The sequence below is a fragment of the Nocardiopsis sp. NPDC101807 genome (assembly GCF_044766605.1).
GTDB classification, from domain to species: Bacteria; Actinomycetota; Actinomycetes; order Streptosporangiales; family Streptosporangiaceae; genus Nocardiopsis; species Nocardiopsis tropica.
Genome location: NZ_JBIWMK010000003.1, coordinates 98527 through 122959 on the forward strand (window position 1 = coordinate 98527; position 24433 = coordinate 122959).

9 protein-coding genes are annotated in these 24433 nt (G+C 74.4%); all 9 read left to right on the forward strand.

Features of this window, described 5'->3' with window-relative positions; translation table 11 throughout:
• Nucleotides 1-755: 755 nt before the first annotated feature.
• The 9 genes from ACIRPH_RS09905 (at nucleotide 756) to ACIRPH_RS09945 (ending at nucleotide 24431) form a co-directional block, all read left to right on the forward strand.
• Nucleotides 756-3350 (forward strand): amino acid adenylation domain-containing protein, encoded by a 2595-nt coding sequence (locus ACIRPH_RS09905; protein ID WP_402911841.1) that lies wholly within the window; start codon nucleotides 756-758, stop codon nucleotides 3348-3350.
• Nucleotides 3347-7915 carry an SDR family NAD(P)-dependent oxidoreductase gene (locus tag ACIRPH_RS09910; protein WP_402911843.1) on the forward strand — a complete coding sequence of 1523 codons (4569 nt, stop codon included), beginning with the start codon at nucleotides 3347-3349 and terminating at the stop codon, nucleotides 7913-7915. Before ACIRPH_RS09905 ends, ACIRPH_RS09910 begins: the two co-directional genes overlap by 4 nt.
• On the forward strand, nucleotides 7912-12534 hold the full coding sequence (locus tag ACIRPH_RS09915) for an SDR family NAD(P)-dependent oxidoreductase (protein WP_402911845.1): 4623 nt from the start codon (nucleotides 7912-7914) through the stop codon (nucleotides 12532-12534). Before ACIRPH_RS09910 ends, ACIRPH_RS09915 begins: the two co-directional genes overlap by 4 nt.
• Nucleotides 12534-17942, forward strand: coding sequence for an SDR family NAD(P)-dependent oxidoreductase (locus ACIRPH_RS09920; protein ID WP_402911847.1), 5409 nt, complete (start codon nucleotides 12534-12536; stop codon nucleotides 17940-17942). The genes ACIRPH_RS09915 and ACIRPH_RS09920 overlap by 1 nt, the downstream gene beginning before the upstream one ends.
• 46 nt (nucleotides 17943-17988) lie before the next feature.
• Nucleotides 17989-18840 (forward strand): 3-hydroxyacyl-CoA dehydrogenase family protein, encoded by an 852-nt coding sequence (locus tag ACIRPH_RS09925; protein ID WP_402911849.1) that lies wholly within the window; start codon nucleotides 17989-17991, stop codon nucleotides 18838-18840.
• Nucleotides 18841-18872: 32 nt separating this feature from the next.
• A complete protein-coding gene (locus tag ACIRPH_RS09930; RefSeq protein ID WP_402911851.1) occupies nucleotides 18873-19124 on the forward strand; it encodes an acyl carrier protein in 252 nt (83 codons plus the stop codon).
• Between the two features lie 69 nt (nucleotides 19125-19193).
• Nucleotides 19194-20435, forward strand: a complete 1242-nt coding sequence (locus ACIRPH_RS09935; protein ID WP_402911854.1) for a hypothetical protein — start codon at nucleotides 19194-19196, stop codon at nucleotides 20433-20435.
• A 1-nt stretch (nucleotide 20436) separates the two neighbouring features.
• Entirely contained in the window at nucleotides 20437-23118 is a 2682-nt protein-coding gene (locus ACIRPH_RS09940) for a condensation domain-containing protein (RefSeq protein WP_402911856.1), read from the forward strand.
• Nucleotides 23119-23252: 134 nt separating this feature from the next.
• Nucleotides 23253-24431: a pyridoxal-phosphate dependent enzyme gene (locus tag ACIRPH_RS09945; protein WP_402911858.1), complete on the forward strand. Its 1179-nt coding sequence runs from the start codon at nucleotides 23253-23255 to the stop codon at nucleotides 24429-24431.
• The last annotated feature ends 2 nt before the right edge of the window (nucleotides 24432-24433 follow it).

The window sequence follows — 24433 nt, forward strand, 5'->3', positions numbered from 1 at the left end:
AGGCGCGACCACTGGCCGGCCCTCCCCCGGAAGACTCGACGAGAAGGCGTGAAACGGATCGGCTCCCCGGGGTTGACCTGTACCTTCCCGACGCGGTAATGCCACCGGGTTCCCGCCGGTCGGATCGGCCCGCGAACACGGCACGCGCAAGCACCCCCACCTGATAAAAGCCCTGCGTCGTCGGCGATGATAGCGCACGGCACACCGGCCGGGAATCCCCGGCCGCCGATGAATCGGCTGTTCACAGAGGCTTCCGCTCCACCAGGGAAACCGTTACTATGCGCCAGGGATCACCGGTCCGCGGTGGTGCGCGAGAACCTCGAACCCGTTGTGCCATTGCGCCGCACAACGACGTTCTGGTATCTCGTTCCACACGGTCCGATGTTTCGCTGCGCCCGGGTTGCGAGTGGGCCGACAATGCCACGGCGAGGGGAGTGGGATGGGTTTCGTGAGCGCTCTCCACGTACTTCGACCACGCTTCCGATTACCCTCGGGAACCGTTTCCCCGAATACAGAACGGACTGCGCGATGACGACGGCGCACCGGAATGCGGACACCCCGGTCCCGAGGAGCGGGAATCAGGGCTGATACAGGGTTCCGTAACGGAGGAACCCCCTCCCCGGGCCGCGCGGTCCCCGCAACCGTGTCCTGGAACGCGAAAAGGAGACGACCCCCGCCCCCGGGCACGGACCCCCTGTGCCACCCCCGGCCGACGTGATCCGCGTGCCCGGCCCCGACGTCCGCAAGGCGGCCCCATGACGCTTCCCCCCGCCCCGTCGACCAGTCCGCCCGAGCCCGCGGGCGCCACCGAGCCGCTTCCCGCGGCCGTGCTGCCCCGGGACCGGCCCGCGCCCGCGCGGCGCGAGCTGAGAGCGGGCTCCGTGGAGTTCGAGGTGCCCGCACCGGGCGCCGCCGGGCTGCGGGAGCTGGCCGGTGAGGCCGGTGGCGGTCCCGAGGCCGCGGCCCTCGCCCTCTACCTCGTCCTGCTGCACCGCTACGGCGGCCCGCGCGACCTCGTGGTCGCCGTCCCCGGTCCCTCCGGCGGCACGCTGCTGACACGGACCCGGGTCACCGGCGGGGAGAGCTTCCGCGAACTGGTCGGCCGCGCCGGGCAGAGCCTGCGCCGGGCGGAGGAGGCCGGGCGCCACCACCGGCAGGGCGCGACCGCGCTGCCCTGGCCGGGTTTCGGACTCACCCGCCCCGACGGCCCCCCTGCGGCCGGCGGCGGTCCCGAGCCGGTCCGCACGACCCGCTGCGACCTGGACCTGCGGCTGACCGACCACGGCGACCGGGTGACCGGCCTGGTCGTCTACGCCACGGACGTGTTCGACGAGGCGACCGCGCGGCGGGCCTGCGGGCACCTGCTCCGGCTCCTGGAGGGCGTGACCGGCTCGCCCGGACGGGCGGTCCGCGACCTGCCCGTGCTCACCGCGGAGGAGGAGCGCCTCACCGCCGCGCTCAACAGCACCGAGACCGCCGTCCCCGCACAGCCCTTCCACGAGCTGTTCGAGGCCCAGGCCCGGCGCACCCCCGACGCGGTCGCGGTGCGCACCCCCGGGGCCGCGCTCACCTACGGCGAGCTCGACCGGCGCGCCAACCAGCTCTCCCACCTGCTGCGCGAACAGGGCGTGGGAGCCGAGACGACGGTGGGGCTGTGCTCGGAACGGGGCGCCAGGCTGGTGGTGGCCGTCCTGGGCATCCTCAAGGCCGGCGGCGCCTACGTTCCGCTGGAGCCCACCGACCCGGCCGAGCGCCGGGCGGCGATCCTCGCCGACGCGGCGGTGCGGACCGTGGTGACCACCGACCCCGCCCTCTCCTTCGGACCGGGCCGCGGCGTCGTCGAGCTGGACCGCGACTGGTCCGTGCTCCGGGGCCGCCCCGACGACAGGCCCGCCGAGGGGTCCTGCGGCCTCGACACGGCCGCGTACCTGCTCTACACGTCCGGTTCCACCGGCAGGCCCAAGGGCGTGGTGATCGAGCACCGCCAGCTGCTGAGCTACACCTTCGCCGTCATCGACAGGTTCGGCCTGCGCGAACCGCTCAGCTTCGCGATGGTGCAGCCGCTGACGGTGGACTCCAGCGTCACCGCCCTCGTGCCTCCCCTGTGCACCGGCGGGCAGGTGCACCTGATCCCGAGGGAGACCGCCCTGGACGCGGACCGGCTCGCGGACTGGGTCCGGGACCGGGGCGTGGACTGCCTGAAGATCGCCCCCTCCCACCTGCGGGCGCTGCAGTCCTCCCCGCGCTTCGCGGAACTCCTGCCGCGCCGCCTGCTCATCGTGGGGGGAGAGCCCTCCGACTGGCGGTGGCTGCGCGGGATCCAGCGCTCGGCCCCCCACTGCCGCGTCTACAACCACTACGGACCCACCGAGACGACCGTCGGCGTCCTCGCCCTCGCCGTCGGCGACCACCTGCGGGCGGAGTGGGACACCGCGCCCATCGGCGTGCCCCTCCCCAACACCCGCGCCCACGTGGTGGACGCGGCCGGGCAGGAGGTGCCCACGGGCGTCTCGGGCGAACTCCTCATCGGCGGCGCCAACCTCGCCCGGGGCTACCACGACAGGGCCGACCTCACCCGGGAGGCGTTCGTCCCCGACACCCTCGGCCCACGGGCGGGCGGGCGGCTCTACCGCACCGGCGACATCGTGCGCCGCCTGCCCGACGGCACCATCGCCTTCCTCGGGCGCCGCGACGACCAGATCAAGGTGCGCGGCTTCCGCGTCGAACTGGGCGAGATCGACGCCGCCCTGAAGTCCCACCCCCGGGTCCGCAACGCCACCACCGTCGTCCGCGACGACCTCGCCGGCGGACGCGGGATCGTGGCCTACGTCGAACCGCACTCCCCCGCCTCCTTCGACCCGGCCGACCTGGAACGGCACCTCGGGGAGCGGATCCCCCCGCACATGCTCCCGCAGGCGGTGGTGCCCATGGAGCGCCTGCCGCTGTCCGAGCACGGCAAGGTCGCCCGTTCGGCCCTGCCCCCGGTGCCCGCGCCGACGACGGCCGCCTTCGCCCCCCTGCCGCCGTCGAACGGGCTGGAACGCCTGGTCGCGGACGCGTGGCGGGAGCTGCTCGGGGTGGAGGAGGTGGGAATGGAACAGAACTTCTTCGACCTGGGCGGGCACTCGCTGCTCCTGGTCGAGCTCCAGCACCGCCTGCGGGCCGGGACCGGCCGTGACATCGACCTCCTCGGCCTGTTCCAGCACACGACCGTGCGCGCGCAGGCCGTGTTCCTCGCCGCCGGGGATCCGGAACAGCCGCCCCCGCCGGAAGCGACACGGGGGGCGCAGCAGAACGCACTGCTGCGCCGCCGCCAACAGCAGCTACGAGCGAAGCGAGGCCGGGCATGAACCAGCCGGTGCCCGGCACGGGCGACGAGCACGACGACAGCCTCGACATCGCGGTCGTCGGCATGGCCGGACGCTTCCCGGGGGCCCGCGACGTCGGGGAGTTCTGGAGCAACCTCAAGGCCGGGGTGTGCTCGGACACCCGCTTCTCCGACGAGGAGCTGGCCGCGCGGGGCGTGCCCGCGGACGTGCGCGGCCACGAGGACTTCGTCGCCGCCGGCTACCTGCTGGAGGACTCCGAGAAGTTCGACGCCGCCTTCTTCGGCTACTCCCCCCGCGAGGCCGAGATCATGGACCCGCAGCACCGGGTGCTGCTGGAGTGCGCCTGGTCGGCCCTGGAGAGCTCCGGGCACGCCCCCGACCGCTTCGACGGACCCATCGGCGTCTATGCGGGCGCGGGCAACAACACCTACCTGCTGTTCAACGTCGCCACCCAACCGGACGCCGAACGGCTCCTGGGCGACAAGCAGACGGTGATCGGCAACCGCTCCGACTTCGTCAGCAGCCGGATCTCCTACAAGCTCGGCCTGCGGGGCCCCAGCGTCAACGTGCAGTCGGCCTGCTCGACCTCGCTGGTCGCGGTCGCCGAGGCCTGCCAGTCCCTGCTGGCCTTCCAGTGCGACATGGCCCTGGCCGGCGGGGTGGCGGTCGACCCCACGCGCCGCGACGGCTACCTCTTCCGCCAGGACGGCATCCTGTCCCCCGACGGCTACTGCCGCACCTTCGACGCGCGGGCCCGGGGCACCGTCGGCGGCGAGGGCGCGGGCATGGTCGTCCTCAAGCGGCTGGGCGACGCGCTCGCCGACGACGACCACGTCCACGCCGTCATCAAGGGCACGGCGCTCAACAACGACGGCTCGCGCCGGGCCGGGTTCAGCGCGCCCGGCGCGGCGACCCAGGCCGAGGTGATCGCCACCGCGCTGGCCAACGCGGACGTCGACCCCGGCAGCATCGGCTACGTCGAGCTGCACGGGACCGCGACCAACCTCGGGGACCCGATCGAGTTCTCCGCGCTCACCTCCGCCTTCGCCGGGCTCCCCGCGCACGGGTGCGCCCTGGGCTCGGTCAAGAGCAACATCGGGCACCTGGACTCCGCGGCCGGGGTGGCCGGGCTGGTCAAGACGGTGCTCGCGGTGGAGCACGGGCAGATCCCGCCCAGCCTGCACTTCGAGGAGCCCAACCCGCGGCTGGGCATGGACGGGAGCCCCTTCTACGTCAACACGCGGCTGCGCGACTGGCCCGAGGGGGACGGGCCCCGGCGCGCCGGGGTGAGCTCCTTCGGCCTGGGCGGCACCAACGCGCACGTCGTCCTCGAACAGGCCCCGCCCCGCCCCCGGCCCGAGGAGCCGTCCGAACCCGGCCGGGAGGAGCTGCTGGTGCTCTCCGCCCGCAGCCCCGAGGCGCTCGAGAGCGCCACCGACCGGCTCCAGGAGCACCTCCGCGCCCATCCCGGCACCGACCTGCGCGACATGGCGTTCACCCTCCGCCAGCGCAAGGCCTTCCCCCACCGCCGCATGGTGGTCTGCTCCAGCACCGAGGAGGCGCTCGGCGCCCTCGACGCCCGCGACGACGGGCGCCTGCTGTCCGCCCTGGCCCCGGAGAGCGCCCACCGGCCCGTGGGGTTCGTGTTCACGGGCTTCGGCTCGCAGTACCCGGGCATGGCACGGGGCCTGTACGCCCGGGAGCCCGTGTTCGCGGAAGCCGTGGACGAGTGCGCGGCCCTGCTGGAGCCGCTGCTCGGCCAGGACGTGCGCGAGCCCATGTTCGCCGGGGACGACGCCGCGGCCCCGCCCTCCCCGGACTTCCGCCGCATGCTGGAGCAGCCCGCGCGCGGCCGGGCCCCCGTCGACCGGCCGCTCCTCGGGTACCCGGCCGTGTTCGCCCTCGAGTACGCGCTGGTCCGGCTGTGGGACTCCTGGGGCGTGGCCCCCGAGGCGATGATCGGCCACAGCCTGGGCGAGTACGTGGCGGCCTGCACGGCCGGGGTGTTCTCCCTGCCCGACGCGCTGCGCCTGGTGGTGGAGCGCGCACGCCTGATCGAGCAGCAGCCCGAGGGCGCGATGCTCGCCGTCCCCCTCTCCGAGGAGGAGGCCCTGCGCCACACCGGCGACGAGGTCGGCCTGGCGGCCGTCAACGGGCCGCGGAACTGCGTGCTCTCGGGCACGGTCGAGGGCATCGAGAAGGCCGCCGCCGACCTGGAGCAGGCGGGCACCCCCGGCCGCCGGCTGAACACGCGCTTCGCCTTCCACTCCCCGGCGATGGACGCGGTGGTCGAACCGTACGCGCGGCTGGTGCGCTCGATGGAGCTCCACCCGCCCGAGCGGCCCTTCGTGTCCAACACGACGGGGACGTGGATCACCGGCGAGCAGGCGGTCGACCCGGACTACTGGGCACGGCACATGCGCCGGACCGTGCGCTTCTCGGACGGGTTGCGGACGCTGTGGTCCGTGCCGGACATCGTGGTCGCCGAGGTCGGCCCCGCCCCCACCCTGACCCCGGACGTCCTGCGGCACCCCGCCGCGGCGGCCACCGACCGGGTCGTCGTCCCCTCCCTGCCGAACACCTTCCTCGGCGGCAGCGACCGGGCCGCGATGCTCGGAGCGGCGGGCCGGCTCTGGCTCGCCGGACGCGAGCTCCCGTCCCCGCCGCGCGGGTCCGCCCGGCGTGTGCCCCTGCCCGCCTACCCCTTCGAGCGCCGCCGCTACTGGCTGGAACCGGGTCGGCGGGGCGGCACGCGCGACAGGTCGGTGCAGGAGCGTGTCGGATCGCCGGACGACTGGTTCCACGCCCCCTCCTGGCGGCGGCTGCCCCCCGCCCCCGCGGCGGACGCCGGGCGCCTGGCCGCACAGCGGTGGCTGGTCTTCGCCGACGACACGGGGCTGGGCGCGGCGCTCGCCGAGCGGCTCGCGCACACGGGCGCCGCGGTGCGCACCGTGCGGGCGGGCGGCGGGTGGGGCCGCGATCGCGAGGGCTCCTACGTCCTGGACCCCGCGCGGCCCGAGCACTTCGCCCGGCTGGCCGAGTCGCTGCGAGCCGAGGGGGCGGTGCCCGAGCGGGTGGTCCACTGCTGGGGCGTCGGCGCCGACGCCGAACGGGCCGTCGACCCCGCACAGGTCCAGGACCTGCTCGACCGCGCCTTCACCAGCCTGGTCCACTGGACGCAGGCGTGCGCGGACGAGCTCATGGCCGGGCCGCAGCGCTGGGACGTGGTCTCCAGCGAGGTCCACCCGGTGCTCGGCGACGAACCGCTCTGCCCGCCCAAGGCCGCGGTCCAGGGCGTCTGCAAGGTGGCCGTCCAGGAGTACCCGTCGTTGGAGTGCGTCCACCTGGACGTGCGGACGGACGGCCCCGCCGGACCGCCCGGGCTCGTGGACCGCCTGCTGGACCACCTGGCCCACCCCCCGCAGGAGCCCGTCCTCGCGCTGCGCGGAAGGCACCTGTGGGCCCAGGGCTACGAACCGGTCGAACTCCGGGGCGGCACGGCCCCACCGGTCCGGAGGGACGGCGTCTACCTGGTCACCGGCGGCCTGGGGAAGATCGGCCTGCTCATGGCCGGGGCCCTCGCCGAACAGGAACGGGTGCACCTGGTCCTGCTCGGGCGCAGGGGCCTGCCGCCCCGCGAGGAGTGGGACGACCCGGCGCTGCCCGGGCCCACCGCGTCGGCCGTCCGGGCGGTGCGCGGGATCGAGGAGCTCGGATCGACGGTGACGGTGGTCGCGGCCGACGTCGGCGACCTCGCGGCCGTGCGCGCGGTCCGGGAGCGGGTGTCCCGCGAGCTGGGGCCGGTCAACGGGATCCTGCACTGCGCCGGGACCACAGGGCAGGACGCCCACCGCACCATCACGGAGCTGGGGCCGCAGGAGTGCGCGTGGCACTTCGGCCCCAAGCTGCACGGCGCCAGGGTCCTGCACGAGGTGTTCGCCGGGCAGCGCCTGGACTTCGCGGTCATCAGCTCCTCGGTCGCCTCGATCCTGGGCGGGCTCGGGTTCGCCGCCTACGCCGCCGCCAACGCCGCCCTGGACGCCTTCGCCCAGCGGCACCACGGCCCGGAGCAGCCGTGGACCAGCGTGAACTGGGAGGCCTGGCTGTTCGCCCGGGAGGAGGGGCGGGCGCGCACCGACCTCGGCGCCGCCGTGCGCGAACTGGCGCTGGCCCCGGAGGAGGGCCGTCAGGTCTTCGACCGGCTGCTGCGCTCCGCGCCCCTGCCCCAGGTCGCCGTCTCCACCGGGGACCTGGCCGCCCGCGTGCGGCTGTGGGCGGACCCGGTCGCCGACGCGCCGGCCCCGGTCCGCCTGCACGAGCGGCCCCAGCTGCGCAACCCCTACGTCGCCCCGGCCGGCGCCATGGAGGAGCGGATCGCGCGGATATGGCAGGAGCTCCTCGGCGTCGAGTCCGTGGGCGTGCACGACAACTTCTTCGAGCTGGGCGGCAGCTCCCTCCTCGGCCTGCAGGTCGTGCACCGGCTGCGCCAGGAGCTCGCCGTGGCGGTCCCGCTGACCATCGTCTACGAGGGCCCCACCGTGCGCACCCTCGGCGAGCTCGTCGACGGCCGCGGGGAGGAGCGGTGACGGCCGCGGTCGGCGGGGGGCCGCGCGGGGGCGTCGCCATCGTCGGGATGGCCGGGCGCTTCCCCGGGGCCGCGGACCTGTCCGCGTTCTGGGCGAACCTGCGCGAGGGCGTGGAGTCGATCGGACGGCTGAGCGAGGAGGAGCTGGAGGCCGCCGGGGTCCCCGGCGAGGAGTCCGGCAAACCGGACTACGTCAGGGCCGTGCCGAGGTTCGAGGGCGCGGACGAGTTCGACGCGGAGTTCTTCGGCTACACCGCCCGCGAGGCGCAGGTGATGGACCCGCAGCACCGGCTGTTCCTGGAGACGTCCTGGCAGGCGCTGGAGGACGCCGGTTACGACGCGGCCCGCCACGACGGCGCGATCGGGGTGTTCGGCGGCGCGGGGGCCAACCGGTACCTGGCCCACGTGCACTCGCACCGGCGCCTGGTGGACACCCTGGGCCGGACCCAGGTCCTCGTCGGCAACGAGCTGGGGTTCCTCTCCACACGGGTGTCCTACAAGCTGGACCTGAAGGGGCCGAGCCTGTCCCTGCGGACCGCGTGCTCGACGGCGCTGGTGGCGGTGCACACCGCCTGCCGGAGCCTGCTCGACGGCGAGTGCGACATGGCGCTCTCCGGCGGCGTGCACGTGGACCCGGGGCTCAACACCGGCTACGTGCACCAGGAGGGGTCGTTCCTGTCCCCGGACGGCCACGTGCGCCCCTTCGACGCCGACGCCCGCGGCACCGTCTTCGGCACGGGCGTGGGCGTCGTGGTGCTCAAACGGCTGGAGGACGCGCTCGCCGACCGCGACACGGTCCACGCCGTCATCCGCGGATCGGCGGTCAACAACGACGGGGCGGTCAAGGTCGGCTTCACCGCGCCCAGCGTGAGCGGCCAGGCCGCGGTGGTCGCGGCGGCCCTGGCCCGCGCCGGCCTGGACCCGGGCGGTGTCGACTACGTGGAGGCCCACGGAACCGGGACGGCGCTGGGGGATCCGATCGAGGTGCAGGCGCTGTCGCGCTCCTACGCCACCGACCGCCGCATCGGCCTGGGCACGGTCAAGGGCAACGTCGGCCACCTGGACGCCGCCGCCGGCATCGCCGGGCTGATCAAGACGGCGCTGGCGCTGGAGCACGGGGAGCTGCCGCCCACGCTCAACCACCGCACGCCCAACCCCGACATCGACTTCGCGGCCACTCCGTTCGACGTCGTCACCGAGCTGACGCCCTGGCCGCGCGGGGACCGCCCCCGGCGCGCGGGCGTCAGCGCGTTCGGCTTCGGCGGCACCAACGCCCACCTCGTCCTCGAGGAGGCGCCTGCGCCGCCCACGCGCTCCACGGGCGGCCGCGGCGCAGGGCTCATCACCCTGTCGGCCCGCACGCCCGAGGCGCTGGAGGACCTCACCGACCGCATGGCCGCCCACCTGCGCCGCCATGACCCCGACCTCACCGACGCCGGGTACACCCTGGCCGTCGGACGCCGCGAGTTCCCCCACCGGCGCACCGTCACCGGCCCCGACGCACACGCCGTCGCCGCCGCCCTGGAGACACGCGACCCCGCGTCCGCGCACAGCGCGCGGGTCGTCCGCGACGACCCCCCTGTCGTGTTCCTGTTCAGCGGCCAGGGGTCCCAGCACCCGCGGATGGCCCACGACCTCTACCGGGCGGAACCGCACTTCCGCGCCACCGTGGACGAGTGCGCCCGGATCCTGCAACCGCTGCTGGACGCCGACCTCCGCGACCTGCTCCTCACCGACCAGGAGCCGGCCCGCCTGGACCGGACCCGCTGGACCCAGCCCGCCCTGTTCGTCCTGGAGTACGCCCTGGCCCGGCTCTGGCTCCACTGGGGCATCACCCCGACGGGGATGCTCGGCCACAGCCTCGGGGAATGGACCGCCGCCACCCTCGCCGGGGTCTTCACCCTGCCCGACGCCCTGCGCCTGGTCGCCCTACGGGGCCGGCTCATGCAGGACCAGGCCCCCGGAGCCATGCTCAACACCGTGGCCGACCGCGAAGCCGTGCAGGCGGTCCTCCCGCCCTCGCTGTCGCTGGCCGCGCACAACGGCCCCCGGGACTGCGTGGTCTCCGGCCCGCGGGAGGTGCTCGACGCCTTCGCGCGGACCGCCCGCGAACACGGGTGGAACACGCAGGAAGTGGCCACGTCGCACGCGTTCCACTCCGAGCTCATGGCGCCGATGGTCGAGGAGTTCACCGCAGCCGTGGCCGCCGCCGAACGGCGGCCCCCGGCCCTGCCCTTCGTCTCCAACGTCACCGGCGACTGGATCACCCCCGACCAGGCCCAGGACCCCCGCTACTGGGGACGGCACATCCTGGCCACCGTCGAGTTCGCCGCCGGGGTCCTCACCGCAGCCGCCTCACCCCACACCACCCTGCTGGAGGTCGGCCCCGGCCAGACCCTGCGCAGCCTCGCCCGGCGCGTCACGGCGGACGCCGGGATCCCCGCGGCCGCGCTCCACTCGCTGCCGCACAGGCGCGACCCCCGCACCGCCGTCCAGACCCTGCACCAGACCCTCGGACAGCTCTGGCTCCACGGCACCAGACCCGACTGGGACGCCTACTACAGCGACCGGGCCCCCCGCCGCGTCCCCCTGCCCACCCACCCCTTCCACCGCAGGAAGCACTGGCTGGACAAGGTCGAGCCGACCGCGCAGCAGGAGCAGGGTGCGCAGGACGGCGTCCCCCGCCGGCGCGAGAACACGGCGGACTGGTTCCACGTCCCGTCCTGGCAGCGCGCCCCGCTGCCCCTGCGCACCGCACCCGACCACAGCCGGCACTGGATGGTGCTCACCGACGGCCTGGGCGTGGGAGGGGCGCTCGCGCGACGGCTGCGCGAGGGCGGCGCCAGGGTCACCGAGGTGGCCGCCGCCGACGCCTGGACCGACGACGGCGACGGCCGGTTCACCGTCGATCCGGCCTCGGGCGCCGACCACGACCGGCTCCTGGCCGCCCTCGCTGGCGGCCCGGGCGGCGTGCCCACCCGCATCGTCCACTGCTGGAGCGTGACCGCGCCCGTGCGCGCGGACCGGAGCGACCCGGACACGGCTCTGCGGCTCGGCTTCGAGAGCCTGGTCCGCCTCACCACGTCCCTGGCCCGCCACGCCGACGGGAAGCCGCGCCGGTTCTGGGTGCTCAGCAACGGGCTGCACGGCGTCACCGGCGACGAGGTCCTCGACCCGGCCAAGGCCACCCTGCTCGGCCCCTGCCGGGTCATGCCCCGCGAGCTGCCGGACACGGCCTGCCGCAGCGTGGACGTCGACTGCGCGGCGGCGCCCGACCCGCGGCTGGTCGACCGGCTGGCGGCGGAGCTGGCGAGCGAGCCCGGACCCGGCCCGGAGACCGTCGCCCACCGCGGCCCCCACCGCTGGGCGCAGCACTTCCTCCCCCACCCCCTGCCCCCGGCCCAGACGGTTCCGGACGCGCGCAGGGACCGCGTCCACCTCATCACGGGCGGCACCGGCGGCCTGGGCCTGGCACTGGCCGAACACCTGGCGTCCGACGGGGCCCGTATCGTCCTGACCTCGCGCACCGACCTCCCGCCCGCCGAGGAGTGGGGGGCCTGGCTCGACGCGGACACGGGCGACCGCCGGACCGCCGAGATCGTGCACCGCCTCAAGCGGCTCCGGGACCGCGGCGCGCAGCTGCTCGTCGCCCGCGCCGACGTCACCGACCGGGACGCGATGCGCGCGGTCGTGGACGAGGCCGTCCGGCGCTGGGGCGGCGTCCACACCGTCTTCCACGCCGCCGGGCTGGCGGGCGGGGGGCTCATCCAGCTCAAGGACCTGCGCGAGGCCGCCGAGGTCCTGCGGCCCAAGGTCCGGGGCACGCTCGTCCTGGAGGAGGTCCTGGCCGACCAGGACCTGGACCACCTGGTGCTGTTCGGCTCCAACGGCGCCAACATCGGCAGCGCCGGGCAGGTGGACTACTGCGCCGCGAACTGCTTCCTGGACGCCTTCGCGCAGGACCGCGGCCGGCGGAGCCGGGTGGTCGCCGTCGACTGGGGCGCCTGGAAGAACGTCGGCATGTCCGTCACCACGGCCCTGCCCTCCTCCGTGGAGCACAGCCGGCGCCTGCGCGTGGAACGGCTCGGCATGAGCGCGCTCGAAGGACTGCGCGCGCTCGACACGGTCCTGGCTCACTCGGGCGAGCCGCAGGTCGTGGTCTCGCCCGCCGACCTGTCGGCGCTGTTCGCCGAGGCCCTGGCGGCGCGGCCCGCGACCGCACCGGTCCGGGACCCTGCGGCCGTTCCGGGCGGGACCGCCGCCGGACCGGCGGTTCCGGGGGCCGGCGCGGAGGCGGTGATCCGCGAGGTGTGGCAGGACCTGCTGGGCGTCGAACGGGTCGGCGCCCAGGACAGCTTCTTCGACCTGGGCGGGGACTCCCTGATCGCCGTCCAGCTGGTCGGCGCCGTCAACGCCCGGCTGGGCAGCAGGGTGACGCTGGGCGACCTCTACGAGGGGCTGACCGTCGCCCACCTGGCCGGGGTCGCCGCGCCGCCGGAGCCGGCCCGGGACGGCGACGGCCCGCAGGACGGCGCGGACGACGCGCTCCGGGAACGCAGAGAGAACGCGCAGAAGCGGCGCCTGCACCAGCAGCGGCGCCGCAAGGCAAGGGGGCAGTGATGGCCGACGGGGTCGAGCCGGGGTCCGAGGACCTCCCGGAGCACGAGGGCGTCGCCATCGTCGGGATGGCCGGGCGCTTCCCCGGGGCCGCGGACCTGTCCGCGTTCTGGGCGAACCTGCGCGAGGGCGTGGAGTCGATCGGACGGCTGAGCGAGGAGGAGCTGGAGGCCGCCGGGGTGGACCCCGGGGTGTTCGGGCGCGCCGACTACGTGCGGGCCGCGCCGCGCTTCGAGGGGATCGGCGAGTTCGACGCGGAGTTCTTCGGCTACACCGCCCGCGAGGCGAAGATGATGGACCCGCAGCACCGGCTGTTCCTGGAGACGTCCTGGCAGGCGCTGGAGGACGCGGGCTACGACGCGGCCCGCCACGACGGCCGGATCGGGGTCTTCGGGGGCGCCAGCACGACGGCCTACCTCGACAACCTCATGAGCAACCTGGAACAGGGCGAGAGGATCAAGGGGGAGAACGTCGGCCTCGCCTTCGAGCTCGCCTTCCTCACGAGCCGGGTCTCCTACAAGCTGGGCCTGCGCGGCCCGAGCTTCCCCGTCCAGACCGCCTGCTCCAGTGCGCTGGTGGCGGTGCACACGGCATGCCAGAGCCTGCTCAACTTCGAGTGCGACATGGCCCTGTCCGGTGCGGTCTCCTACAAGGTCCCCGAGAACACCGGCTACGTGCACCAGGAGGGGTCGTTCCTGTCCCCGGACGGCCACGTGCGCCCCTTCGACGCCGACGCCCGCGGCACCGTCTTCGGCTCCGGTGTGGGCGTCGTCGTGCTCAAACGGCTGGAGGACGCGCTCGCCGACCGCGACACGGTCCACGCCGTCATCCGCGGATCGGCCGTCAACAACGACGGGGCGGTCAAGGCGAGCTTCACGGCGCCGACGGCTTCCGGCCAGGCGGAGGTGGTCACCGAGGCCCTGGCCGCGGCCGACGCCGATCCCGGGAGCATCGGCTACGTGGAGGCGCACGGCAGCGGGACTCTGATCGGCGACTCGATCGAGGTGCAGGCGCTGGCACGTGCGCTGGACACCGACCGCCGCATCGGCCTGGGCACGGTCAAGGGCAACGTCGGCCACCTGGACGCCGCCGCCGGCATCGCCGGACTGATCAAGACCGCACTCGCCCTGGAGCACGGGGAGCTGCCGCCCACGCTCAACCACCGCACGCCCAACCCCGACATCGACTTCGCGGCCACTCCGTTCGACGTCGTCACCGAGCTGACGCCCTGGCCGCGCGGGGACCGCCCCCGGCGCGCGGGCGTCAGCGCGTTCGGCTTCGGCGGCACCAACGCCCACCTCGTCCTCGAGGAGGCGCCTGCGCCGCCCACGCGCTCCACGGGCGGCCGCGGCGCAGGGCTCATGACCCTGTCGGCCCGTACTCCCGAGGCGCTGGAGGACCTCACCGACCGCATGGCCGCCCACCTGCGCCGCCATGACCCCGACCTCACCGACGCCGGGTACACCCTGGCCGTCGGACGCCGCGAGTTCCCCCACCGGCGCACCGTCACCGGCCCCGACGCACACGCCGTCGCCACCGCCCTGGAGACACGCGACCCGGCACACACCCACACGGCCCACACCGCGCACGGGAGCGCTCCGCTGGTCTTCCTGTTCAGCGGCCAGGGGTCCCAGCACCCGCGCATGGCCCACGACCTCTACCGGGCGGAGCCCCACTTCCGCGCCACCGTGGACGAGTGCGCCCGGATCCTGCAACCGCTGCTGGACGCCGACATCCGCGACCTGCTCCTCACCACCCCCGACCCCGCACAGCTGGACCGGACCCGCTGGACCCAGCCCGCCCTGTTCGTCCTGGAGTACGCCCTGGCCCGGCTCTGGCTCCACTGGGGCGCCGCCCCCACCGGCATGCTCGGCCACAGCCTCGGCGAATGGACCGCCGCCACCCTCGCCGGGGTCTTCACCCTGCCCGACGCCCTGCGCCTGGTCGCCCTGCGCGGACGCCTCATGCAGGACCAGGCCCCCGGAGCCATGCTCAACACCATGGCCGACCGGGACGAGGTGGAGAAGGCCCTGGTCCCCGGGCTCTCCCTCGCCGCGCACAACGGCCCCCGGGACTGCGTGGTCTCCGGCCCGCAGGAGGCCCTCGACGCCTTCGCGCGGACCGCCCGCGAACACGGCTGGCCCACCCAGCCCCTGACGACCTCCCACGCCTTCCACTCCGAGCTCATGGCGCCGATGGTCGAGGAGTTCACCGCGGCCGTGGCCGCCGCCGAACGGCGCCCCCCGGTGATCCCCTTCGTCTCCAACGTCACCGGCGACTGGATCACCCCCCAGCAGGCCCAGGACCCCCGCTACTGGGGACGGCACATCCTGGCCACCGTCGAGTTCGCCGCCGGGGTCCTCACCGCAGCCGCCTCACCCCACACCACCCTGCTGGAGGTCGGCCCCGGCCAGACCCTGCGCAGCCTCGCCCGGCGCGTCCTGAACGGGCACGAGCACCCGGCGACGACCCTGAACAGCCTGCCCCACAAGCGCGACCCCCGCACCGCCGTCCAGACCCTGCACCAGACCCTGGGACAGCTCTGGCTCCACGGCGCCGCACCCGACTGGGACGCCTACCACGCCGACCGCGACCCCCGCCGCATCCCCCTGCCCACCCACCCCTTCCACCGCAGGAAGCACTGGCTCGAGAAAGCGGAGCCCCGGGCGGCCGACGTGGGAGGCAGCGGTCCGCACCCGCTGCTCGACCGGGAGCTGCTGCGCTCGATGGGGCAGTCGGTCTTCGCCACCGAGTTCGCCACGGAGCGGCACTGGGTGCTGTCCGAGCACATGATGTCCGGCGAGGCGATCGTCCCGGGCACCACCTACCTGGAGATGGCCCGCGCGGCGGCCGCCCTCCACCTGGGACGCCCCGTCACACGGATCCGGGACGTGACGTTCCTCGTCCCGCTGCTCGTCCAGGAGAACGCCCCCCGCACGGTCCACACCACCGTCCGGGAGACCGGGCAGGACGAGGCCGAGTTCACCGTCGCCAGCCTCTCCCCGCACGGCGGCCACTGGACCGAGCACGTCCGCGGGACCGTCGGCGTCCGCGCGCTCGACGCACCTCCCGTCCAGGACACGGCCGCGCTGCACGAACTGTGCTCCCTGGAGACCGTGGACGTCGGCGCCCGCCAGGACGGGCACCGGGTCATGGAGTTCGGCGAACGGTGGACGGGCAGCCTGCGCACCGTGCGGGTCGGCGTCCGCGCAGCCCTGGGCCGCCTCGACATGCCCGAGCGGTACCGGCCCGAGTGCGAGGACCACGCCCTGCACCCCGCACTGCTCGACCTGGCCACGGGTTTCAGCGGACTCGCCCTGCGGGACGGGGCCGGACGGCAGGACGGCCCGGACCCGGCCGCGGACTTCTTCCTCCCCGTCGGCTACGACGAGCTGCTCGTCCACGCGCCCGTGCCCGCCACCGGCCTGAGCCTGGTCCGCACGCGCCCGGAGGCCGACAACGCCGAGGTCCGCAGGGCCGACGTCCTGATCTGCGACGACGACGGCGCCACCTGCGTGGAGATCCGCGGCTTCACCGCCAAGCGCGTGGCCGACCCCCGGCGGACCGTCGCGCGGCTGCGCCCGCACACGCGCCACCACGCGCTGCGCTGGCGGCGCGCGACCGAAGCCCTGGAGCCCCGTGACGCACCGGGCTCGGTCCTGGTCGTCGCCGAGCGCGCGGGCCAGGGCAGCGCCCTGGCCGCGGAACTGCGCGCCCGGGGCGTGCACGTGTCCGAGGCCGAGCTCACCGGCGCCCGGAGCGCTCCGGGCGGCGACGTCCACGGGGTCGAACCGACCCCCGACGGGTTCGACGGGCTGCTGGACGCCCTCCGGGAGAGGCCGCCGGAGGAGGTCGTGCACGTGGCCGCCCCGGCGGACGGCCCCTGCGGCGGCCCCGAGGAGCTCACGGACCGCCTCGACCACGGCGTGCACAGCGTCTTCCACCTGGTGCGCCGCCTGTGGGAGCGCGGCGGCGTCCCCGGCCGGTTCAGCGTCGTGGCGCCCCGCGTGGCCAGGGTGACCGGCCGGGAGGAGGCCACCGCCCCCGTGCACGCGACCCTCTTCGGCCTGGCGAAGGTCATCGGCATGGAGAGCGAGGGCACCGAGGTCCTGTGCGTGGACACCGACGGGGACACCGGCCCCGGGCCCGTCTGCGACCTCCTGCTCGCCCGGCGCATCCCCACCGTCGTCGCCCTGCGCGCGGGCGTGCGCCACGTCGCCGAGCTCGTCCCGGTCGACCTGCGCGGCGCCCCTGCGCAGGAACCCCTCCCCGAGGACGGGGTCCACCTCATCACCGGCGGTCTGGGCGGCCTGGGCCTGGCCACCGCGCGCCACCTGAGCCGCACCGTGCCCGGGGTGCGCCTGGCCCTGGTCAACCGCACCGGGCTCCCCCCGCGCGAGGAGTGGGACGGCGTCCCGGCCGACGACACCCGGCTCCTGGACCGGATCCGGGCCGTGCGCGAGCTGGAGGAGCACGGGGCCCGGGTGCGCAGCTACAGCGCCGACGTCGCCGACCCGGAGCGGATGGCCGAGGTCGTGCGCCTGGTCCGGGAGGAGCTGGGGCCGATCTCCTGCGTGCTGCACGCCGCGGGGATCGCGGGCGACGGCTTCCTCTTCCGCAAGGACGAGGAAACCTTCCGGCGCACCCTGGCCCCCAAGGTGCTCGGCGCCGCGGTGCTCGACCTGGTCACCCGGGACGAACCGCCCGCGTGCACGGTCCTCTTCGGATCCACGGTGTCGGTCTTCGGAGCCGCCGGGCAGTCCGACTACACCGCCGCCAACAGCTACCTCGGCCACTTCGCCGAGGAGCGCACCGCGCGGGGCCTGCGCACGGTCACGGTCGACTGGAGCGACTGGCTCGAGACCGGGATGGCCTTCGACCACGGGGTCGAGGAGGACCGGGGCTTCTTCCGCTCCCTGACCACCGCCGACGCGCTGAACAGCTTCGAGGAGGTCATGGCCCACGCCCGCGGCAACGTCATCGTGGGCGAGGTCAACTACGCGCGCCTGGGCGAACCCGGCGCAGGGGGCCTGGACGAGCTGCTGCGGCGCGCGCCCTTCGTGCTCTCCCCGCCCGTGCGGACCGCCCTGGCCGCGGCGCGCGGCGCCGCCCGCCGGGAGGGGTCGCCGCAGGCCCCCGCCGCGGGCGCCACCCTGTTCGGCAGGCAGGACGGCGCCTACACCGACACCGAACGGGCCCTCGGCGACATCTGGGCGCGCGAGCTCGACCTGACCGACGTCAACGTCCACGACAGCTCCTTCGCCCTGGGCGTCGACTCGCTGTCGGCGCTGCGGATCGCCCAGAGCATCCAGAAGTCCCTCGACGTCAGGGTGTCGATGGTCGACCTGTTCCGCTTCACCACGGTCGCGGACCTGGCCGCCCACCTCGACGGCGAGGACGCCCAGGACTGAACCACATCCCTGCTCCCCCATCCCGAACCAGGAAAGGCGGTACCGCGTGAGTGTGCGCACCGTGGGCGTGATCGGCGCCGGCACCATCGGGCGCGGCGTGGCCCAGGCCTTCGCCGAGGCGTCGTTCGACGTGGTCCTCGTCGACGTCTCCCAGGCACAGATCGACAGCGCGATCAGCCAGATCGGCCGCGACCTGCTCGTCAACGGCATGCTGACCGGCCGCACCCCGTCGGAGCCCCCCGGGGACGTGCTGGCACGCATCCGGACCGGCACCGGGCTCGCGCCGTTAGCGGAGGCCGACTTCGTCGTGGAGAACGTGACGGAGGACTGGGACGTCAAACGCGGGGTCTACGAGGAGATCGACTCCCTGTGCCGCCCCGGCGTGGTCTTCGGCGTCAACACCTCCGCCGTGCCCATCACCCGGGTGGGGTCGGTGACCGGACGCGCTCCCCAGATCCTCGGACTGCACTTCATGAACCCCGTGCCGCTGATGGACACGGTCGAGGTCGTCCAGGGGCACTTCACCTCCGAGCAGACCCTGGACACGGCGCTGGGCCTGCTCAAGGACCTCGGCAAGGAGGGGATCGTCGTCCAGGACGCCCCCGGCTTCATCACCAACCGCGTCCTGATGCTGACGATCAACGAGGCGATCTTCTGCGTGCAGGAGGGGATCTCCTCGGCCGAGGACGTCGACAAGATGTTCCGCGGCTGCTTCGGCCACAAGATGGGGCCGCTGGAGACCGGCGACCTCATCGGCCTCGACACGATCCTCAACTCGATCACCGTCCTGCACGACAGCTTCCGCGACAGCAAGTACCGCCCGGCCCCGCTCCTGCAGAAGATGGTCGACGCCGGCCTGCTCGGCCGCAAGAGCGGCCAGGGCTTCTACACCTACTGACCCCCTTCCGACCCCCGACAGGAGACACGGACATGACGACCGAGAACGCCCGAGAGCGCATCCACACGTTCCTGCGCGAGCACACCGGCGGGCAGCCGCTGGCCGACACCGACGACTTCTTCGCCCTGGGCTACGTCAACTCCCTGTTCGCGATGCAGCTCGCCGCCTTCGTCGAGAAGGAGTTCGCGCTGACGCTCGGCCCGGACGACATGGACTTCGACAACTTCCGCACGGTGAACGGGCTCGTCCGCCTGGCCACGTCCAGGACGAACGCGCAGAGCTGACCCCGGCGCGCACCGGCTGCCCCCGGCCCCGCGCGCCCCCTGCTTCCGAACGGCGAGTAAGGCACCCCCGTGAACCACACGCACCGCAACGACCAGCCGCCGGCCCCGCCCGGCGGCGGCCCCACACGCGTCGCCCTGCACACCCCCGTCCCCGGGACGCTGGGGCCGGAGATCGAGAGGCGGCTGTACTTCGTCTCCCCGCAGATCTCCGGTTTCGCGCTGGTCCGGGACGGCGACACGGTGACGGCGGTGGACCTGACCACCCGCGGGCCCTGCGAGGAGGACGGGCTGGAGGCCAAGGTCAACCGGATGGTCGACAACGACGTGCGCCCGCAGATGCCGACCCGGCCCAAGTCGGTGTGGACCTCGCCGCACGAGCGCGCCGCGGACGGCGCCACGTTCGAGCGCCTGGCCGCGGCCGGAGCGGTCGCCGAGGTCGGCGAGGGCCAGGTCGCCGTCGGCGAACCCCTGCTGTCCCTGTTCGCCTACTTCGACCGCGCGGTGCTGGGGATCCTGGCGCAGGACCACACCGCACGCGAGTTCCGGTACCCGACGCTGATCAGGACCTCGACCCTGGAGAGGGCCGGGTACTTCACGTCCTTCCCCCAGCACCTGATGTTCGTCACGCGGCTGCACAACGACATCGACGTCTACCGGTCCTTCCAGGAGTCCTACCCCCGGACGGGCATCGGCCCCTCGGTGCTGCAGTCGTGCGGGAACGTGGACTACTGCCTGCCGCCGACCATGTGCTACCACACCTTCGCCCAGTACGGCGGGCGGGCGCTGGAGGGCGAGGACCTGCACGTGGTCACCTCCCGCGGCAAGTCCTTCCGGTTCGAGGCGGGCTACTCCACCACCCTGGAGCGGCTCTGGGACTTCACCATCCGGGAGATCGTCTTCCTCGGATCGCGCGAGGACGTCGCCCGGGCGCGGGAGCGCTACATGCGCAAGGTCTTCGCCTTCCTCGAGGAGCTCGGCCTGAGCGGCTGGTGCGAGGTGGGCAACGACCCCTTCTTCAGCGGCTCCGACGCCTCCGCGCGGATCTGGTCGCAGCGCCTGCAGGAGCTCAAGTACGAGCTGCGGCTCCCCGTCGGCCCCGACCGCAGCATCGCGGTCGGCTCGTTCAACTTCCACGACGACCTGTTCGGGCGCGCGTTCGGCATCACGCGCGGGGTGGGACCCGCCCACAGCGGGTGCGTCGGATTCGGCCTGGAACGGCTCGTGTTCGCCTTCCTGAGCCAGTTCGGGACCGACGAGCAGGACTGGCCGGACCCGGTCCGCACGGGCGTGCGCGCCGCGGGCGGGATCTGAGATGGGCGCCACCGGCACCGGCGGTGCCCAACCGCCCCGCGACCGGGTGCAGGGCCTCCTCTGCTCCCTGTTCTCCCAGGTCCTCGGGGTGGAGTCGGTCTCCGTGAACGACTCCTTCCTCGACCTGGGCGGGCACTCGCTCCTGGCCACCAGGCTGACGACGCGCATCCGGGCCGTCCTGGGCGTGGACCTGCCCGTGCGCGCGGTCTTCGACGCCCCCACGGTCGCCGAGCTCGCCGAGAGGCTGGGCGAGGCCGGACAGGACCCGCGCCCGCCGCTGGCCCCGGCCGAGCGGCCCGAGGAGATCCCGCTCTCGTACACGCAGCGGCGGCTGTGGTTCCTCAACCGCCTGCACGGCGGCGCGGGCAACTACAACATGCCCATGGCCTACCGGCTGCGCGGCGAGCTGGACGTCGCGGCGCTGCGCCGGGCGCTGGAGGACCTGGTGGCCCGCCACGAGAGCCTGCGCACCGCCTACCCGGACTGGGACGGGCGGCCCCAGCAGGTCGTGCTCGACCCCGAGGAGGCCCCGGTCGGCCTGGAGGTCGACCGCGTCCGCGAGGAGGACCTCGCCCGGATCCTGACCGCCGAGTCCGGCCACCTCTTCGACCTGACGGCGCAGACCCCGCTGCGCGCCCGGCTGCTGCGCCTGGGCGAACACGAGCACGTGCTGCTGCTGGTGGTGCACCACATCGCCTGCGACGGCTGGTCGCTGGCGCCGCTGGTCCGCGACATCGGCGCCGCCTACGCCGCCCGCAGGTCCGGCGCGGAGCCGCCCTGGGCCGACCTGGCGGTCCAGTACGTCGACTACACCCTGTGGCACCGCGAGCTGCTCGGCGCACCGCAGGACCCGCGGAGCCCGCTGAACCGGCAGACCCGCTTCTGGTGCGAGGAGCTGGAGGGGCTGTCCGACCGGCTGGAGATCGACGCGACCGGCCCCCGTCCGGCGACGCCCTCCCACCGGGGCGGGCGGGTCCCCGCCCGCGTCCCCGCCCGCACCCACCGCGCGCTGCAGGAACTGGCGCGCTCCACCGGTACCAGCGTGTTCATGGTGGTGCAGGCGACGCTGGCCGCGCTGCTGACGCGCAGGGGCGCCGGCACGGACATCGCCATCGGCACCCCGACCGCGGGCCGCACCGACGAGGCGCTGGACGACCTGGTCGGCTTCTTCGTCAACACGCTCGTCCTGCGCAACCGGACCGACGGCGACCCGACCTTCCGCGAACTGCTCTCCCAGACGCACGGCAGGTGCCTGGCCGCCTTCGCCCACCAGGACGTGCCCTTCGACCACCTGGTGCAGGCGCTCGCCCCGCGGCGCTCCCCCGCCTGGCACCCGCTCATCCAGGTCATGCTCGCCTTCCAGAACACCACCGCCGCCGACCTGGAACTGCCCGGGCTGACGGTGGAGCGCGAACCCGTGGAGGAGGGGATCACCCGCTTCGACCTGCGCTTCGAGCTGATCGAGGACTTCACCGACGACAGGACCCCGAACGGGGTGGACACCAGCCTCACCTACGCCCGCGACCTGTACACCCACCAGGACGCCGAGCGGCTCACACAGGACTTCCTGGACCTGCTGGAGGCCGCGGCCTCCACCCCCGACCTGCGCATCAGCGAGCTGGGCCGCGAAGGCGCCCGGCAGGCCCCGGACACCGGCAGGCCGGCCGCGGCCGCCGCGCAGGAGCCGAACGTGGCCTTCGTGTGCTCCCCCTACGGCCAGCAGTGGACGGGCATGGCGCGCGAGCTGCTCCGCACCGAACCGGCCTTCCGCTCGGCGCTGCGCGAGTGCGACGCCGAACTGGCCCGGCACACCGGCTGGTCCCTGCTGGAGGAGCTCCACCTCGACGAACCGCACATCCGGTCCGGGGACGTGGGGGTGATGCAGCCCCTGCTGTGCGCCGTCCAGATCGGCATCGCCGCCTGGCTCGAGGACGCGGGCGTGCGGCCGGGCGCGGTCGCGGGCCACAGCCTCGGCGAGGTCGCCGCCTGTGTCATCGCCGGCGTCCTCGACGTCCCGGACGCCATGCGGCTGATCCACCACTACAGCGACCAGCAGCGCCGCGTCGCCGGCCGCGGCAACGGCATGGCGGTCTTCGAGCTGTCGGCCGCGGAACTCGTCTCCCACCTGGACGCCCGCGGATCGACGGTGGAGGTCGCCGCCCACAACGGCCCCAGGACCACCGTGCTGGCCGGGGACGGCGCCGAGCTGCGGGCCGTCGTCGCCGACTTCCAGGCCCGCGACGTGCTGTGCGCGATGGTCCGCGTCGACCTGCCCGCGCACAGCCCGGCCATCGACCCGGTCATGGACGACCTCGAACGGGCCGTGGGCGAACTCCGCCCCCGGCCGGGACGGCTCCCCATGATCTCCTCGGTCACCGGACGCGAACTGGCGTGGCAGGAGGCGACCGCGGCCTACTTCGCGCGCAACCTGCGACACACCGTCCTGCTGGCGGAGGCGACCGAGCTCCTCCTGGCCGAGCACGACGTCCTGGTCGAGATCAGCGCGCACCCCGTCCTGGCCCCCGCCCTGGAACAGAGCGTGCGGGCGCACGGCGGCCGGGCGACCGTCCTGACCACCATGCGCCAGGGCCCCGACGACCGCGCCGGCCTCGTCCAGGCCCTGGAGAACCTCGAGAAGCTGGGGGTGCGCGTCCGTCGCGACACCCCTCCCCCGCCGGCCTGACCCCGAACCGAACCAGCCGACCGCCCGCAACGGCGCCGCCCGCCCGCGCCCGGCAGAACCGTCCGGCGGCGGCCGCGCCCGCCACCGGAAGAGCCGGCGCCCGACCCCCGATCCTTCTCGCGCAAAGGACCTCCATGCCCGTGGACGCCGACCCCTCCGCCCCCTCCCCCGCCTTCGCCCTGACCTGCCTCCTGTGCGGATGGCAGTGCGAACCGCAGTTCAGGCTGCGCTGTGAACGATGTACGGGCGCGCTCGACCCCCGCCTGGACCTGGACGGCGCCGCACCGCGCGAGAGCGGCCGGCCGGAACTGGCCTACCAGGACTTCCTTCCGGTCGAGCCGCGGTTCCTCCCCGCGGCGGGGATCAGCGTGCGCACGCCCTGCCGCCCCGCCCCCGAGCTCGGCGCCCTGCTGGGGCTGCCCAACCTCTGGGTCAAGGACGAGTCCCGCCAGCCGACCGGAACCACCAAGGACCGGCTCGCCTCCGTGGTCCTGGCCGTGTTCCGGCAGTTCGGCATCGAGGAGTGGGTGGCCTCCAGCACCGGCAACAGCTCCACGTCCCTGGCCCGCGCCGTCGAGCGCGACGGCGCGATGCGCGCGCACTTCTTCTGCGGCCGCGAGTTCGCGGGCGACCACCGCGCCGAACCCGGCGAACGCACCCCCCTGACCGTCGTGGACGGCAGCTACGCGGAGGCCAGCCGCGCCGCGCAGCGCTTCGCCGAGGACAACGGGCTCGTGTGGGAGGGCGGCTTCTTCAACTGGGCGCGCCGCGAGGGCCTGAAGCTGACCTACCTGGAGGCCTTCGACTCCATGGACGTCCAGCCCGACGTCGTCGTGCAGGCCGTCAGCAGCGGCATGGGGATGCTGGCGGCCCGCAAGGGCGCCGAGGAGTACGTGGCGACCGGGCGGCTCACCGCGGTGCCCCGCATGCTGATGGTCCAGCAGGACACCTGCGCTCCCATGGCCAAAGCCTGGCGGGAGGGACGCGAGGAGCTCACCGAGGACGACGTGGTCAAGGACCCCGCCGGCCTCGCCCGCGCCATCCTGCTGGGCGACGCCCGGGCGACCTACCCGTACATGAGGGACATCGCCGCCGGCACCGGCGGCGGCATCGTCGAGGTCGGCCAGGAGGAGCTGGTCGAGGCGCGCACACTGCTCCACAAGGTGGAGGGGCTGGACGTGTGCCACTCCTCCGCCGCCACCGTCGCCGCCCTGCGCAACGAGGCGGCGGCCGGACGCCTCACCCCCGACCAGGTGGTCCTGGCCAACCTGACCGGCGGAGACGACCCCCGCACCGCCCGCAGACCCGACTAGCG